Source organism: Methylocapsa polymorpha (assembly GCF_045689225.1).
Lineage (GTDB): Bacteria > Pseudomonadota > Alphaproteobacteria > Rhizobiales > Beijerinckiaceae > Methylocapsa > Methylocapsa polymorpha.
The window spans coordinates 3,928,879-3,944,248 of the sequence record NZ_CP136862.1; the positions used below are offsets into that span (position 1 = coordinate 3,928,879).

A 15,370-nucleotide genomic window follows, 5' to 3' on the forward strand; every position below is an offset into this window, starting at 1 on the left:
TAGATTCTCCGCAGCGCGTCGGCTCGCGCCGCGATTGCGCGCGCCAAGCCGCTTCTTAATCACAAAAGCGCGACGCGCAAAAAGAGCGGCCAAAAAGGCTTGGAAGGGATCTTATCGCCGCCGCATTATGCGCTATAGGATAAACGAATAGTTTTCCTTCAGCAGCGGCGCGGCGGCGCGCCCGACAGTCGGCTTCATGGTCCAGCGTAGGGAGGTTTTGAAACTCGCCCTCGGCGGCGTCGCCTTCGGGCAGAGCGCCGGCCTTCCGTCGCTTATCGGCGCAACGGCCCTGGCGCAAACGGCCCCGCCGAGTTTTGGCTTGAGCGAGCCCTCTCCTTTCGATCCCGGCATGGTGACGGAGGCCGCCAGGAGCCTGTCCAAGCAGGCCTTCAAAGCCCCGTCGGCCGACATTCCCGAGCCCTTCCGAAACCTCAACTACGAACAATATGTCGGCATTCGCCAGCGGCCCGGCGCGGCGATTTGGGCGTCGGAGAATGTCGGCTTCGCGCTCGAGCCTCTGCATCGCGGGTTCATTTTTTCGACGCCGATGCAACTCAACATCGTGACCGGAGGCGAAGCGCGGCGCATCGTCTATGATCCATCGCTGTTCGAGTTCGGCAAGCTCTCGCCGCCGGCCAATTTGGGCGACATTGGATTTTCCGGATTTCGCGTGCTTGCGGCCCAAGATGGCGGCGATTTTTCCGAGCTCGCCAATTTTCAAGGCGCAAGCTTCTTTCGCGCCGTGGCGCGCGGCCAAAATCTCGGCGCCATGGCGCGGGCGATATCGATCAAGACGGCCGATCCCCGCGGCGAGGAGTTTCCAGCGCTCCGCGGCGTCTGGATCGAACGCCCGACCCTTGCGGCGAACGCGCTCGTCGTCCACGCCCTCATCGATTCGGAAAGCGTGACCGGCGCCTTTCGCTTCACGATCCGACCCGTCGAGGCGACGATCATCGACGCCGAATGCACCCTGTTCGCAAGGGTGGCTGTCGATAATTTCGGCTTGGCTACGATGAGCGCGACCCATCTCTCGGGCGCGATCGACGACCGGCGCCGGGCTGAGGACCTGCGGCCGAACGTCAGCGAAGTCGGCGGCGTGCAGATGCTGACTGGCAAAGGCGAATGGTTGTGGCGCCCGGTCTCGAACCGGGACACTCTGCAGATTTCGACCTTCGTCGACGAAAATCCGCGCGGCTTCGGTTTTCTCCAGCGCGACCGCAATTTCGATCATTACCAGGACGACGACCAACATTGGGAGTCGCGCCCTTCGGTCTGGATCGAGCCCATCGGCGATTGGTCCTTCGGCGGCATCCAGCTCATCGAAATTCCCTCCGATTCAGAAGTCAACGACAACATCATCGCCTATTGGAAACCGCAGCAGCCGCTCGCGGCCGGAAGCGAGACGGCTTTCGCCTACCGGCAATTCTGGTGCTGGAGCCCGCCCGAGCGCCCCGCGCTCGCCATAACCGCGCAATCGCTCGAGGGACGCGGCTCGTCACCAAAACGCCGCCGTTTCATCGTCGAATTCGCCGGAGACATCCTCAGCCAGCCCCAAAACGCGGAAAATCTGAAGCCCAACTTGAGCGCGTCGCCAGGAACGATTACCTCGCTTCGAACATTCGCTTCGGCGGACAAGGCGTCATGCCGAGTCTTGTTCGAACTCGATTTTGGCGGCGAATCCTCTTCGGAACTGCGCTTGGTGATTGAGGCCGCAGGCAAGCCGATCAGCGAGACCTGGATTTATCGATGGACGCCGTGAGCAATGTACAGCCGAACGAGCCGACGGTGACGCAGTTGCGTCCGTTGGACTCCTCCGCCGATGCGTTCGATCCCTCCGCCTGCACGCCTGCGGAGGCGCCCCTCGCGATGCCGACGCAGAGCCTCTCTCGCTTCTCCAGCTCCGAGCGACGCAAAAGCCTCGTTCGTCGGCTCGAGCTCGGGTGCTGGCTGGCGCGGCTCCTTGTGTTCGGCGGCGGTTTCGCCCTGACCGCCTATGGCGCGCATGAAATGTATGAAGTGGTCGCGGTCGGCGGCGTCACGCCGCTCGAATGGGCCCTTGTCATTCTCTTCGTCGCCAATTTTTCCTGGATCGCGCTCGCCTTCACGAGCGCTATCGCCGGCTTCATCTGGCTCTTGTTCCTTGCGCCGAAGCCGGCCGCGCCTCCAGCCGCGCTGCGTGAGCGAACAGCGATCGTGATGCCAATCTACAATGAGGCGCCGGCCCGCGTGTTCGGCGCCGTGCAAGCCATGATCGAGGAGGTTCAGGCGACGGGCCTTGGCGCCTCCTTCGAATGGTTTTTTCTGTCGGACACGACGGATCCGGAGATTTTCATCGCCGAAGAACAGGCCTTTATCGCGATGCGGGAGAGGATCGGGCGGGACTGCCGCATTTTCTATCGGCACCGGCCGAAGAACCTTTACCGCAAGGCCGGAAATATCCAGGATTTCGTCACGAGATGGGGCGGCCGGTATGCGCATATGGTCGTGCTCGACGCCGACAGCCTGATGACCGGCCATTCGATCGTGACGCTGGCGGCGACGATGGAGGCCGATCCCGACGCCGGAATCATTCAAACGCTTCCCCTCATCATCAACCGCAACACGCTCTTCGCGCGCGTCCAGCAATTCGCCGCCCGCATCTATGGCCCGGTGATCGGCGCCGGCGTTTCAACCTGGATGGGGCGAGACGGCAATTATTGGGGACATAATGCGATCATCCGCACGCGGGCCTTCGCGGCCCATTGCGGTCTGCCGACCTTGCGCGGAAGGCCCCCGTTCGGCGGCCATATCCTCAGCCATGATTTCGTCGAAGCGGCCTTGATCCTTCGCGCCGGCTACGCCGTCTATATGCTGCCGAACCTCGGCGGCAGCTTCGAGGAGAGCCCGCCGTCCCTCATCGACCTTTCCGCCCGCGACCGTCGCTGGTGCCAGGGCAATTTGCAGCATTTACGGGTTCTGCCGGCGAAGGGCCTTCGCATGGCGTCGCGACAGCATTTCATCACCGGCATCATGGCCTATGTCGCCTCCCCCCTCTGGATGCTGCAACTCTTCATCGGCATCGCGCTCGTCCTGCAGGCGAGCTATATCAGGCCGGAATATTTCACGAGCGAGTTCACTTTGTTCCCGACCTGGCCGCGATTTGACGCGGCGCGATCGCTGTCGCTCTTCGAGCTTACCATGACGATCCTGCTCCTGCCCAAATTCTTCGGCCTGGCGCTCGCCTTGATCCAGAAAGCGACGCGGCGCGGCAGCGGCGGCGCGTTGAGGCTCGTCGTCTCGACCTTGTTCGAAATCATCATGTCGGCGCTGCTCGCCCCGATCATGATGCTGATCCAATCCGGTCACGTCATGCATTTCGTGTTCGGATTTGATACGGGCTGGGATCCGCAAAGGCGCGACGACGGCTCGATTCCTTTCAGGGCGATCGTCCGCCGGCACCGCGCCCATGTCGCCATGGGCCTCCTCTCTCTCGTCGCGGGGCTTTCGATTTCGCCTTCGCTCGTAGCTTGGATGTCGCCCACCATCCTCGGCCTCATCCTGGCGATTTTCCTGTCCTGGGCGACAGGGCTGCTCTCCGTCGGACTCGCCTTTCGCCGCATCGGCCTCCTCATGACCCCCGAGGAGCAGACTCAGGCGCCCGTCGTCGCGCGCTCCAACGCCTTGGCGCGGGAGCTCGCCGGCGGGGAAGTTGCGGGCTTGGCCGATATCTACGACATCAACGCCGATCCCAGATTCTGGGCTGTCCATCTTGCCTGGTTGCCACGCGGACCCTATCGCCGGGATGGCAATATCGCGTCCGACTGGGCTCTCGCCGAGGCGAAGATCGCCGAGGCCGAGACGCTGAGCGAAGCGGTGTCCTGGCTGCAGCCGAAAGAGCGCATGGCCATGCTGCAGGACCGGCGGCTGATCGAACGCCTTTCGCGTCTGCCGCCCGAGCGGCCGCTCGCCGCCGCTGTTTCGCTCGGGGGATCGTGATCCCGGCTGACCCTAGGCTTGGGCGCTAGGCCTGGCTCGACGGCTTCTTTCCAAGCGCCGCCTGCGCCGCGGCGAGCCTTGCGATCGGCACGCGGAAGGGCGAGCAGGAGACATAGTTCAGGCCGAGCTTTTCGCAAAAGGCGATAGAGGCGGGATCGCCGCCATGTTCGCCGCAGATTCCAAGCTTGATGTCGGGCCGTGCGGCGCGGGCGCGCGTCGCGCCGATTTCGACGAGTTCGCCGACGCCCGCCTGATCCAGGGTGACGAAAGGGTCGGCGGGTAAGAGTCCTTTGGCGACATAGCGGCCGAGGAAAGAACCCGCATCGTCACGCGAGAGCGCGAGACAGGTCTGGGTCAGGTCATTGGTTCCGAAAGAGAAGAACTCGGCGGTCTCGGCGATTTCCGCCGCCCGCAGGCTGGCGCGCGGCGTTTCGATCATCGCGCCGATCGAATAGGAAATTGCTTCGCCGGTCTCGTCGGCGACGGCCTTCGCCATCGCTTCGACGCAGGCCTTGACGAGATCAAGCTCGGCCTTGCAAATGATGAGAGGCGCCATGATTTCGAGCCGAAGATCCTCGCCGGTCTTTTTCTTGACCGCAACGGCCGCCTCGAAAATGGCGCGGGCCTGCATTTCGGCGATCTCGGGATAGGCGACCGCGAGACGGCAGCCGCGAAAGCCCAGCATCGGATTGACCTCGCGCAAACCCGCCAGGCGGCGCTGAAGCTTTTCAACCGGGACGCCAAGCGACTCCGCCACCTCGGCGATTTCCGCCTCGCGCTGCGGCAGGAACTCGTGCAATGGCGGATCGAGCAGGCGGATCGTCACAGGCAGGCCCGCCATGATCTCGAACAGCTCGATAAAATCGCCGCGCTGAATCGGCAGCAGTTTTGCGAGCGCGGCGCGCCGGCCGGCTTCATCGTCGGCGAGAATCATTTCACGCACGGCTAGAATTCTGTCGGCCGCAAAAAACATATGTTCGGTCCGGCATAGACCGATGCCTTCGGCGCCGAATTTTCGCGCCATGCGGGCGTCCTGCGGCGTCTCGGCGTTGGCGAGAACGCTCATGCGCCGCGCGGCATCCGCCCATCCAATGAGCGTGGCGAATTCGCCGGACAGCTCAGCCTGGATCATGTTGACCTCGCCCCAGATCACCTGGCCCGTGGTTCCGTCCACGGTCAGCAGGTCGCCCGTCTTGAAATCGCGCCCGGCTGCGGTCATGACGCCTTTCACGTAATCGATGCGCAGCGAGCCGGCTCCGGAAACGCAGGGTTTGCCCATGCCGCGCGCGACGACCGCCGCGTGAGAGGTCATGCCGCCCCGCGCCGTCACGATGGCTTCCGCCGCGTGCATGCCATGGATGTCCTCCGGGCTGGTTTCGATCCGCACGAGGATGATCTTGTGGCCTGCGTTTTTCAGCCGCTCGGCCTCGTCGGCGGTGAATGCGATCTCCCCGCTCGCCGCGCCGGGCGACGCCGGGAGGCCGATCGCAATCACGCGGCGCTCCGCCTTGGGATCGATCGCCGGATGCAGCAATTGCTCGAGGGAGGCCGGATCAACGCATGCGATCGCCTCTTCCTTGCTGATCAAGCCCTCATTGGTCATATCGACCGCGATGCGCAGCGCGGCCTTGCTCGTGCGCTTTCCGTCGCGACACTGCAACATCCACAATTTGCCTTCCTCGACGGTGAACTCCACGTCCTGCATGTCGCGATAGTGCTTTTCGAGCAGGTTCATGGTCCGCGCGAATTCGGCGAAGACTTCCGGAAGCGCGGTCTCCATCGAAGGCCTGTCGGATCCAGCCGCCCGCCGCGCCGCCTCGGTGATATTCTGCGGCGTTCTGATTCCCGCCACGACGTCTTCGCCTTGCGCATTGAGAAGGAATTCTCCGTAGAGTTCCTTCGCGCCGGTCGCGGGATTACGAGTGAAGGCGACGCCGGTCGCTGAGGTCTCCCCCATATTGCCGAAGACCATGGCCTGAACATTGACCGCGGTGCCCCAGCTCGCCGGAATGTCGTTCAGGCGTCGATAGGTAACTGCGCGCGCGGTCATCCAGGAGCCGAAGACGGCGCCGATCGCGCCCCAGAGCTGCTCATGCGGGGCCTGTGGAAAAGGCGCGCCGAGCGCCTCCTCGACCTTCGCCTTGAAATCAACGATCAGCTTTTTCCAGTCCTCGGCGGCGAGCTCCGTATCGAGAGTCAGGCCTTTGAGCTCTTTGTAATATTCTAAGATTTCCTCAAAGTGCCCGTGCTCAATGCCAAGGACGACGCTCGAATACATTTGGATGAAGCGCCTATAGGAATCATAGGCGAAACGCGCGTCGCCGGCATGTCTCGCCAAGGCCTCGACGGTGACGTCGTTGAGGCCCAGATTCAAGACGGTGTCCATCATGCCGGGCATGGAGGCCCTTGCGCCGGAGCGGACCGAGACGAGAAGCGGATTCTCTTCGTCGCCAAACGCCTTGCCGGTCAAACCGCCGATATAGGCGAGCGCGGCTTCGACTTGCGGCCCGAGCTCAGGCGGAAACCGCTTTTCGTTCTCGTAGAAATAAGTGCAAACCTCGGTGGTGATCGTGAAGCCAGGCGGAACAGGCAGGCCGAGCTTCGCCATTTCGGCGAGGTTGGCGCCCTTGCCCCCAAGGAGATCGCGCAGGCTGCTCGCCCCTTCGGCCAGACCATCGCCGAAAGTATAAACCCATTTGACCATTTTGGTCCTCCGCCAAAGACCTATCCGCACCTGCTCGGCGGCGCGAACAGATCAAAGGGACCTTTCAGGCCGGGAGCACCGCCCGTGCTTCACCGTGAGCTCTTGTCTCCGTCCATTGCGGGCTCACGCGCGGCGCAGACGAAAACCAAAACTGACCCAGGCCAAGCCCCAGAACAAGAGATCGACGCCGAGGAGAATCCCTAAGACGAAGGGCGTATTCGAGGGCCAGCCCAGGACGATCAAAATGCCAATGAGCAAAGTGAGCACGCCGGAAAAAATAACGGAGCCGCGCACTTCCTTGCCCAATTGCGTGCCCAGATAAATTCTCACCCCGCCTGTCGCGATGAGGCCCGCGCCGAGCATCAAGGTTAAGAAATAGGCCGCGATAAAGGGGTTTGCGAGCGCAAATGCGCCGGCCACAATGTAAAGCAGACCGCCAAGGATCCAAAGAAAGAAACGTCCCCAGCTCTTGGCGCCGATGCCGGTGGCGATCTCGGCGGCGCCGGCGATGATGATGAAAATGGCGATTGTGTAAACAGAAGCGATCGTCGCGGAAACGTCCAGGATCAAGGCGGCGACGCCGAACAAGGCCACGAGAAGACCAAAGGCGACCATCCAGCCCCAGCGATGCCGCAGGCGCTCGATCGCGGTCCCCAGAGTTCGAGGCCCCCCTGGAGCGGGATCGACATTATTCGAATATGTCATGCGTCAAATTCCTTCCACCCGTCGTTGCGCGATCTTCAGAAGACGCAGATGCCTTCCGCCCGAGGACAATGCGACGCCGCAGTCACAGGAGCATTGCCATGCGTCAAACATAGCGCAAATGCTCCTTCTCGCACAGGCTCGGCTCCAACCGGTCTGAAGCCTGGAAGGTTCCACGCAAGGCTCTTTTGACATAGGGAAGACACAGGGAACGAGGCGCGCGCAGCCAATTTGGCTCGAAGTCCCGGCTCGTTTCGCGTTCGGCTTTCAAGATTCGAAACCGCCGCCGGTCGGAAAAGAAAAAAGCTTATCGCCTGATCCCGGCGTGCGGAAAGGCACGGGATGATGGCCGATCCCCGGTTAATAATTGGCAATCTGTGACCGAAAGGTCGCGCCGGAGCGCTAAATGTACCCGCGCGGGCCGCTTCGCGCGGTTAGCGTTGCAGCATTGAAATTTGTTCGTTATTCACGTTTCAGAAAGGTTGCCAAGACGAAAAATCACCGGAGTTTTTCGTCTTGAATCGAATCAGCATTCACCATGGAAGGCATCCCCGGCTTCCGGTTTTGCGATAAATGAGGCGCCCGTGACGACATCATCCAAGACCCCCCTGCTCGACACGATCGCTTCGCCGGCCGATTTGCGCCAATTGATGGAGGCGGACCTCGCGCAGGTCGCGGACGAATTGCGCACGGAGACAATCAGCGCGGTTTCCGTCACTGGCGGACATCTCGGCGCGGGCCTCGGGGTTGTCGAGCTCACAGTCGCCCTGCATTACGTTTTCGACACCCCGCGCGACCGCCTGATCTGGGATGTTGGCCACCAGGCCTATCCGCACAAGATCCTCACCGGGCGGCGCGATCGCATCAGGACGCTGCGTCGGGGCGGCGGCCTCTCCGGCTTCACCAAGCGGTCCGAGAGCGAATACGACCCGTTTGGAGCAGCGCATTCCTCGACATCCATCTCGGCCGGCCTCGGCATGGCGGTGGCGAATACGCTCGCCGGCCAGAAGAGCAATGTCGTCGCTGTGATCGGCGATGGGGCGATGTCGGCTGGCATGGCCTATGAGGCGATGAACAACGCCGGGGCCATGCACTCGCGTCTGATCGTCATCTTGAACGACAATGAAATGTCGATCGCGCCTCCGGCCGGCGCCCTTTCCGCCTATCTCGCCCGGCTCGTCTCCGGCGGCGCCTATCGCTCCGTGCGCGAGGCGGTGAAACAGCTTGGCCGGCATTTGCCGCGTTTCGTCTACGACAGGGCGCGCAAGACTGAAGAATTCGCGCGGAATTTTTGGGCCGGCGGCACGATGTTCGAGGAGCTCGGCTTTTATTACGTCGGACCGATCGACGGCCACAACCTCGATCATTTGCTCCCGGTCTTGAAGAACGTCCGCGACTTCAAGGAGACAGGGCCGATCCTCGTCCATGTCGTGACGCAAAAAGGCAAGGGCTATGGCCCGGCCGAGGCTTCGAGCGACAAATATCACGGCGTCAATATGTTCGACGTGGTCACTGGCAAGCAGGTGAAGCCCAAGCCAAACGCGCCGCTCTACACCAATGTGTTCGCCGACGCCCTCGTGAAGGCGGCGCAAAAGGACGACAAGATCGTCGCCATCACAGCCGCAATGCCTAGCGGCACCGGGCTCGACATTTTCCAAAAGACCTTTCCGGAACGGACATTCGATGTTGGAATCGCCGAGCAGCATGCGGTGACTTTCGCAGCCGGCCTGGCGACGGAAGGATTCAAGCCTTTCTGCGCGATTTATTCGACCTTTCTTCAGCGCGGCTATGATCAGATCGTCCATGACGTGGCGATCCAGAACTTGCCAGTCCGATTCGCCATCGACCGAGCCGGCCTTGTCGGCGCGGACGGCGCGACCCATGCCGGCTCTTTCGACATTTCTTTCCTCGGAATCTTGCCGAATTTGGTGGTGATGGCGGCAGCCGACGAAGCCGAACTCGTCCATATGGTCGCAACCGCCGCAGCCTATGACGAAGGCCCGATTGCGCTGCGCTATCCGCGCGGCGAAGGGGTTGGCGTCGAAATGCCGGCCGAGGGCGAGATCTTGGAGATCGGCCGCGGCCGAATTCTCCGCGAAGGCAATATGGTCGCGATTCTATCGCTCGGGACCCGCCTTGCCGAAGTCTTGAAAGCAGCGGAGGATCTCGCCGGCTATGGCGTCTCCACCACCGTCGCCGACGCGCGTTTCGCCAAGCCGCTCGATGTCGAGCTTCTTTTGCGTCTCGCCGCCAATCACGAAGTGCTGATCACGATCGAGGAAGGCTCCGTCGGCGGTTTTGGCTCCTTCGTGATGCAGACCCTTGCCGAGGAAGGCGCCCTCGACGGGCGCGGCGCGCGCGGCCTGAAAGTCCGCTCCATGGTGCTTCCCGATCGCTTCCTCGATCATGACAAGCCGGAAAAGCTTTACGCCCACGCAGGCCTCGACGCGAAAGGCGTCGTCGCCAAGGTCCTGGCGACGCTCGGCCGCGACGCCGACGCGGTGAAAGTCATGATCGCCTGACGGTGGGCTCTCCTCGCCAGCGGCAAAAGGAGGGGCGGCGAGCGCAAACCCTGCGCCGCGCTTGGAGACCAAGCAGCGCGGCGCCGGACCCAAGGGCTTGGCGACTGCTCCTGCTAGATATTAAATGATCCGACGCATCCGGTCGCCTTGATGGCGCGGCTGCCGCTTTTTCCACCGCCTCGAAAATCACAAAGGGGTTGAGCGATGGTCAATGAGGTCGGGCCGGAGCGGAATATCCAGGAAGGGCGGCGCTTTCGTCTGTTTCAAGAGACGAAGGAAGCCTGGCCAAGGCTTGGCCTCTACGAACGTTTTGAGCAAGCCGTGGCGCTCGTCCTGACGGTTCTGGTCAGCGGCGTCATCCTCATAGCGCTGGCGCATCTGGTCATGGGCGAGGCGTGGGACTTATTCTCCAGCCCGCCTTCGAGTTTGGACCATACCGTGTTCCAAGTTGTTTTCGGCAGGATCATGACCGTGCTGATCGCGTTGGAGTTCAACCATACGATTTTGAGCATTTTTCACCGCAAGGAGAGCATTGTTCAGCTCCGCACCGTCATTCTCATCGCCCTGCTCGCCATCGTTCGGAAATTTATCATCATGGACGTGACCGCGACCGAGCCACTCGCGGTCATGGCCCTCGGTTTTGCGGTCTTGGCGCTGGGCTTGGTCTATTGGCTGGTGCGGGGGCTGGACCGCTGCAAGGTCGACGGTGAGAGTTCCGCCTCCGCCGGCTGAAAGCCGTCGGCTTCTTCCAAATTTGACCGCAAATGCGCCGAAACGCGGCATCGGAGACCCAAATCGAAAGCAAACGCGCCGATCTCGCTCTCGTCGACCGCAACTTCTTCAAGAGCCGCGCCAAGGCGCAGGAAGCAATCGCGGCCGGCCTCGTGCGCGTTGACGGCAAGATCCTGCGCAAGCCCTCCGAGCCCATCGGCTCCAGCGCCCAGATCGAAGCCATGGCGCCCTACCCCTGGGTCTCTCGCGGCGGCGTCAAGCTCGCCGCCGCCCTCGACGGCTTCGGCTTCGATCCCAACGGCCTCACCTGTCTCGACATCGGCGCCTCGACCGGCGGCTTCACCCATGTTCTTCTGAGCCGCGGCGCGGCGGAGGTTGTGGCGATCGATGTCGGGCATGGCCAATTGCATCCCGATATAGCCCGCGATCCCCGGGTCAAATCGCATGAGGGGACCGATGCGCGAAGCCTCACCCGCGCGTCACTTGCATCGGCGCCGCAGTTGGTGACTTGCGATGTGAGTTTCATCTCGCTGGCTCTGGTGCTTCCCGCCGTGTTGCCGCTCGCCGCTGAAAACGCGGGGCTCGTCGCCTTGATCAAGCCGCAATTCGAGGCGGGCCCCGGCCATGTCGTCAAGGGCGTCGTCAAGGATGAAGGGGTCAGGCGCAAGGTCTGCGCCGACGTCGAGCTTCTGATCTTGCGCCTCGGCTGGCGGGTCGTGGGCCTGCTTCCCTCCCCGATCGAGGGAGGCGACGGCAATCGCGAATATCTCATCGGCGCCGCTCGCGCATGATCAGCCTCAGCGCCCGGCTCCATATCGATCGGCTCGGCCAGCGCGGCGAAGGCGTCGCGCGGGGGCCCGACGGCCTTGTCTTCATCCCTTATGCTTTGCCTGACGAGACCATCATCGCCGAAGTCGACGGTTCGCGTGGGCGCCTCGTCGAGGTTCTAACTCCGAGCCCGAATCGCATCGCCCCTTTCTGCCGCTATTTTTCGGTTTGCGGCGGCTGCGCGGTTCAGACGCTCGCCGCAGCGCCTTACGCGCAATGGAAGCGGGGCAATGTCGTCAACGCCATCAGGCAGGCGAGACTCGAGATTGAGGTCGCGGCGCTCGCCGACGCGCATGGCGAAGGGCGCAGGCGCGCGACTTTTCATGCGCGCTATGATTCCCGCGGCCAAGCCGCGATTGGCTTCATGCAGTCGCGGGCGCATGAGATCGTCGAAATCGACGCTTGCCCTGTGCTTGCCCCTTCGATGCGCGACGCGCCGCGAGCAGCGCGCGCGATTGCGGAGGCGCTCGCCGCATCGGCCAAGCCGCTCGACATTCTTGTGACTGCCACGGCCTCCGGCCTCGATGTCGATGTCAAAGGCCATGGCCCGCTCGGCAAGAATGAAACGCGAAAGCTTGTCGGCGTAGCGCTTGGGCATGATCTCGCCCGGCTTTCGAACCATGGCGTGATCGTCGCGGTCCAACGAACGCCTATGCTCGCCATGGGAAAAGCCACGGTCGCGCCGCCGCCGGGCGCATTTCTGCAGGCGACAGCCGCGGGCGAAGAGCTGCTTGCGGCGAAAGTTTGCGCCGCAATCGCAGGGTCCGGCCGCGTCGCCGATCTTTTCGCCGGCGTCGGAACTTTTTCCCTGCGGATGGCGGAATTCGCGCAGATCCATGCCTTCGATCTCGAAGAGGCGGCGCTTGGCGCTTTGGCCAAGGCGGCGCTGATCCCTGGCCTGCGGCCCGTCCGCGTCGAGTCGCGCGATCTCTTTCGGCATCCGCTCTCGCCGCAGGAGGCGGCGCAATTCGACGCCATTGTGTTCGATCCGCCGCGCGCCGGGGCCGAGCAACAGGCGCGGGCGCTTGCGGCCTCGACCGCGCCGCTTGTCGTCGCCATGTCCTGCAACGCTCAGACCTTCGCCCGCGACGCTGCAATCCTATGCGCCGGCGGCTATGAGATCGTGCGGGTCGAGCCGATCGATCAGTTTCGCCATTCGCCTCATGTGGAGATCATCGGCATCTTCCGGCGGCCGGCGGAGACGCGACGCGGCCGGCGGCTTCTCGGGTAATGCCGCCTCATCGTCGCGCGCGGCGATCTGAACGCGCGGCCTCCGAGCGCAGACCTTTGCCCGCCATCGCGATCTCGATGGCGAAAGCCACGAGCGCCCCCAGGATGCACGAGATCGCAAAACCAAATAGCAACAAAAGACCGGTCACGCTCGGGGAATTGCGATAATGGCCGACGAGGAGGGCCAGAATGGCGGCGCATGTCGAAACGCCTCCGAGCGCGCCGAGCGCGACCGCAGCGTCGAGCGCAAGAGACCTCCGGCGAAGGCAAGCGAGCCGCCTCCGCAAACGCGCGGCTTCATCGGGGCCGGCGCCTTCCATCATTTCGGCGAGCCGTTCCGTCGTGTCGGCGACGCGGCCAATGCGGGTTGAGACGGCGTTGAAAAACTGCGCGAATACAGCCAGCAGGAAGACCGGCGTCAGCGCAACCTGGATGATATGGGCGACGCTATCGAGGGCGGGCGCTGGATTATCGACTGGCGACATGCGAACCGGCCGGGCTAGAGTCGATCGATAAACGAGTCAGGTTTTTCCCGCCGCCGAGCCGCCAGAGGCGGCGGCGCATCGAACCAGCGAAACGCCAGAAGCCCGACCAGAAAGCCGCCGATATGGGCCTCCCAGGCGATGGTGGCGTCAGTGATCCCCAGCGGTCCAGGGACGACGCCGGACAGGAAATTGGCGAGAAACCAGAAGGCGAGAAAACTGATGGCGCTGCGGTTCGAGAAAATCTCCGGCAAAGGCAACGCCGGCAGGCGATAGGCGTGATCTTCCGCCGGCTGTTCCCCGAAGCCGAGAGTCTGGCCAAGCGGCGCGCCCGGCTGAAATACGAAACGCACCGCCGCGGCCATGGCGCCGGAGACCACGGCGGAAGCGCCCACGACCGGCTGCAGATCGCTGATATGCGTGACGTAGTGCATGGCCGCGCCGGCAATTGCCGTGGCGGCGCAAAAGAGCAGGAAGCGGGGCGTTCCAAACCGCCTCGCGACGGCCGAGCCGAAAGCGACGAACCAGAGACAATTCAGGCCCACGTGCAGCCATCCGCCATGCAGAAACGCATAGGTCAGCGGCGTCCACCAGAGGGGCCGGCCATCGCCGAGAAAAAAGCGCTCCAATTGAGCGCGCTCCTCGCCCTGCTGGCTGATCGCATTATAGGCCGCGGATACGCGGTCGGGGTCGAAAGCAAAGGTGAACCGGCCCGGCACGAAAGCGAAATTCTGGAGAATTTCAAGGTAAAGCCGCGGGGAGATCGATTCGCAGAGGGCTTCGATCAGGACAAGAATCACGATAATGCTGACGATCACCGTCGGCACGTTGAATATTTTTTCCTTCCCGCGGCGCATGGGCAAGCCTCATCGACAAAAATGTCCGGCGACGCGGAATCAGGCTCGCCTTTCAAGCTCGAAACGCGATCAAATCGATCGGCTCGCATTCTGATCGGGAAACGCTCTAGTCCACGTCCGCGACCTCAACCGGAGCGCCACCGGAGACTTTTTGGGCGAGCGCAGCCTCCATGAACGGGTCAAGCTCGCCGTCAAGAACCTCGGCGGGCGTTCCCGAGGTCGCGCCGGTCCGCAGGTCCTTCACCAGCTGATAAGGCTGAAGCACATAGGAGCGGATCTGATGGCCCCAGCCAATATCGGTCTTGCTCGCTTCGGTCTTGCTCGCCTCGGCCTCGCGCCTCTCGATTTCCTGCTCATAGAGCCGCGCGCGCAGCATGTTCCAGGCGGTCGCCCTGTTCTTGTGCTGCGAGCGCTCGCCTTGGCAGGCGACGACTATGCCTGAAGGAATATGGGTAATGCGGACAGCCGAATCGGTCGTGTTGATGTGCTGGCCGCCGGCGCCCGACGAGCGATAAGTGTCAATGCGGCAATCGGATTCCTTCACGTCGATCTCGATCCTGTCGTCGATGACAGGATAGACCCAGACCGACGCGAAGCTCGTGTGCCTGCGCGCATTGGAATCGAAAGGCGAGATTCGAACCAGGCGATGCACGCCCGACTCGGTTTTGGCCCAACCATAGGCGTTATGGCCCTTGACGAGCAATGTGCCGGACTTCAGCCCGGCTTCGTCGCCTGCCGTTTCCTCGATGATTTCAACCTTGAACTTGTGCCGCTCGGCCCAGCGCGCATACATGCGAAACAACATGCGCGCCCAATCGCAGCTTTCCGTGCCGCCCGCGCCCGCATGGACCTCGATATAGGCGTCATTGCCGTCGACCTCGCCGGACAGGAGCGCCTCGATCTGGCGCCGCTCAGCTTCGACTTTCAACGCCTTGAGCTGATCGACGCCCTCCTTCTCGCTCAGGGCGTCATCCTCCGCCTCGGCCAGCTCGATCAGCGTCACGGCGTCCTCGAGCTCGCTCTCGAAGCGATTGATCGAGCCGAGCCTGTCCTCGAGCTCGGTCCGCTCACGCATGATCTTTTGCGCGGCCTCGGCGTCGTTCCAGAGGTTTGGATCTTCGGCTTTATTGTTCAGTTCGGCGAGACGTCGGATTGAGGAATCGACGTCAAAGATGCCTCCTCAGCAATCCCATGGATTGCTTGATCGATTGGACCAGCGTTTCAGCTTCGGCGCGCATTGTTTTGCAAAGCTTTCCGGATGGAGATGGACCGAATGCGACGGGAGCGTCGCAAGTTGCAGCGAAGATAAGGTCGCTGGCGTGTGATGTAAATGGCCGG

At 62.7% G+C, this 15,370-nt stretch carries 11 protein-coding genes; 6 read left to right on the forward strand and 5 right to left on the reverse strand.

Annotation, left to right across the window (positions count from 1 at the left end; genetic code table 11):
- Positions 1-196 precede the first annotated feature (196 nt).
- The gene (locus RZS28_RS18065) at positions 197-1,759 is read left to right on the forward strand and encodes a glucan biosynthesis protein (protein ID WP_407339106.1); all 1,563 of its coding nucleotides are present in this window, start codon (positions 197-199) and stop codon (positions 1,757-1,759) included.
- Complete coding sequence (gene mdoH, locus RZS28_RS18070) at positions 1,747-3,975, forward strand: glucans biosynthesis glucosyltransferase MdoH (protein WP_407339107.1); 2,229 nt, start codon at positions 1,747-1,749, stop codon at positions 3,973-3,975. The genes RZS28_RS18065 and mdoH overlap by 13 nt, the downstream gene beginning before the upstream one ends.
- A 25-nt stretch (positions 3,976-4,000) precedes the next feature.
- On the opposite strand, the gene ppdK is transcribed toward mdoH, so the two are convergent.
- Together ppdK and RZS28_RS18080 are read right to left on the reverse strand one after the other, a co-directional pair.
- Positions 4,001-6,679 (reverse strand): pyruvate, phosphate dikinase, encoded by a 2,679-nt coding sequence (ppdK, locus tag RZS28_RS18075; RefSeq protein ID WP_407339108.1) that lies wholly within the window; start codon positions 6,677-6,679, stop codon positions 4,001-4,003.
- A gap of 123 nt (positions 6,680-6,802) precedes the next feature.
- Positions 6,803-7,384 (reverse strand): HdeD family acid-resistance protein, encoded by a 582-nt coding sequence (locus tag RZS28_RS18080; protein WP_407339109.1) that lies wholly within the window; start codon positions 7,382-7,384, stop codon positions 6,803-6,805.
- Between the two features lie 647 nt (positions 7,385-8,031).
- Between RZS28_RS18080 and dxs the strand changes: the two genes are divergently transcribed.
- The 4 genes from dxs (at position 8,032) to RZS28_RS18100 (ending at position 12,694) form a co-directional block, all read left to right on the forward strand.
- Positions 8,032-9,903, forward strand: coding sequence for a 1-deoxy-D-xylulose-5-phosphate synthase (gene dxs, locus RZS28_RS18085; protein ID WP_407341168.1), 1,872 nt, complete (start codon positions 8,032-8,034; stop codon positions 9,901-9,903).
- A gap of 204 nt (positions 9,904-10,107) precedes the next feature.
- On the forward strand, positions 10,108-10,635 hold the full coding sequence (locus tag RZS28_RS18090; protein ID WP_407339110.1) for a phosphate-starvation-inducible PsiE family protein: 528 nt from the start codon (positions 10,108-10,110) through the stop codon (positions 10,633-10,635).
- Positions 10,636-10,667: 32 nt separating this feature from the next.
- Positions 10,668-11,426, forward strand: coding sequence for a TlyA family RNA methyltransferase (locus tag RZS28_RS18095; RefSeq protein WP_407339111.1), 759 nt, complete (start codon positions 10,668-10,670; stop codon positions 11,424-11,426).
- Positions 11,423-12,694, forward strand: a complete 1,272-nt coding sequence (locus tag RZS28_RS18100) for a class I SAM-dependent RNA methyltransferase (protein ID WP_407339112.1) — start codon at positions 11,423-11,425, stop codon at positions 12,692-12,694. Before RZS28_RS18095 ends, RZS28_RS18100 begins: the two co-directional genes overlap by 4 nt.
- 7 nt (positions 12,695-12,701) lie before the next feature.
- On the opposite strand, the gene RZS28_RS18105 is transcribed toward RZS28_RS18100, so the two are convergent.
- The 3 genes from RZS28_RS18105 to prfB form a co-directional block, all read right to left on the reverse strand.
- On the reverse strand, positions 12,702-13,178 hold the full coding sequence (locus RZS28_RS18105) for a DUF2721 domain-containing protein (protein ID WP_407339113.1): 477 nt from the start codon (positions 13,176-13,178) through the stop codon (positions 12,702-12,704).
- 14 nt (positions 13,179-13,192) lie between these two features.
- A complete protein-coding gene (locus tag RZS28_RS18110; protein ID WP_407339114.1) occupies positions 13,193-14,032 on the reverse strand; it encodes a rhomboid family intramembrane serine protease in 840 nt (279 codons plus the stop codon).
- A gap of 106 nt (positions 14,033-14,138) precedes the next feature.
- Positions 14,139-15,270, reverse strand: a protein-coding gene (gene prfB / locus RZS28_RS18115; protein ID WP_407339115.1) for a peptide chain release factor 2 whose coding sequence is annotated in 2 segments (ribosomal slippage) — positions 14,139-15,200 and positions 15,202-15,270 — 1,131 coding nt in all. Because the reading frame shifts where the segments join, the coding sequence is not laid out codon by codon here.
- Positions 15,271-15,370: the final 100 nt, after the last annotated feature.

Excerpts from the sequence above, each read along its gene's own strand:
- RZS28_RS18100 (WP_407339112.1), top strand. The coding sequence starts at position 11,423 with ATGATCAGCCTCAGCGCCCGGCTCCATATCGATCGGCTCGGCCAGCGC.
- RZS28_RS18110 (WP_407339114.1), bottom strand. The coding sequence starts at position 14,032 with ATGCGCCGCGGGAAGGAAAAAATATTCAACGTGCCGACGGTGATCGTC.
- ppdK (WP_407339108.1), bottom strand. The coding sequence starts at position 6,679 with ATGGTCAAATGGGTTTATACTTTCGGCGATGGTCTGGCCGAAGGGGCG.
- RZS28_RS18095 (WP_407339111.1), top strand. The coding sequence starts at position 10,668 with ATGCGCCGAAACGCGGCATCGGAGACCCAAATCGAAAGCAAACGCGCC.
- RZS28_RS18090 (WP_407339110.1), top strand. The coding sequence starts at position 10,108 with ATGGTCAATGAGGTCGGGCCGGAGCGGAATATCCAGGAAGGGCGGCGC.
- RZS28_RS18080 (WP_407339109.1), bottom strand. The coding sequence starts at position 7,384 with ATGACATATTCGAATAATGTCGATCCCGCTCCAGGGGGGCCTCGAACT.
- RZS28_RS18065 (WP_407339106.1), top strand. The coding sequence starts at position 197 with ATGGTCCAGCGTAGGGAGGTTTTGAAACTCGCCCTCGGCGGCGTCGCC.
- mdoH (WP_407339107.1), top strand. The coding sequence starts at position 1,747 with ATGGACGCCGTGAGCAATGTACAGCCGAACGAGCCGACGGTGACGCAG.
- RZS28_RS18105 (WP_407339113.1), bottom strand. The coding sequence starts at position 13,178 with ATGTCGCCAGTCGATAATCCAGCGCCCGCCCTCGATAGCGTCGCCCAT.
- dxs (WP_407341168.1), top strand. The coding sequence starts at position 8,032 with ATGGAGGCGGACCTCGCGCAGGTCGCGGACGAATTGCGCACGGAGACA.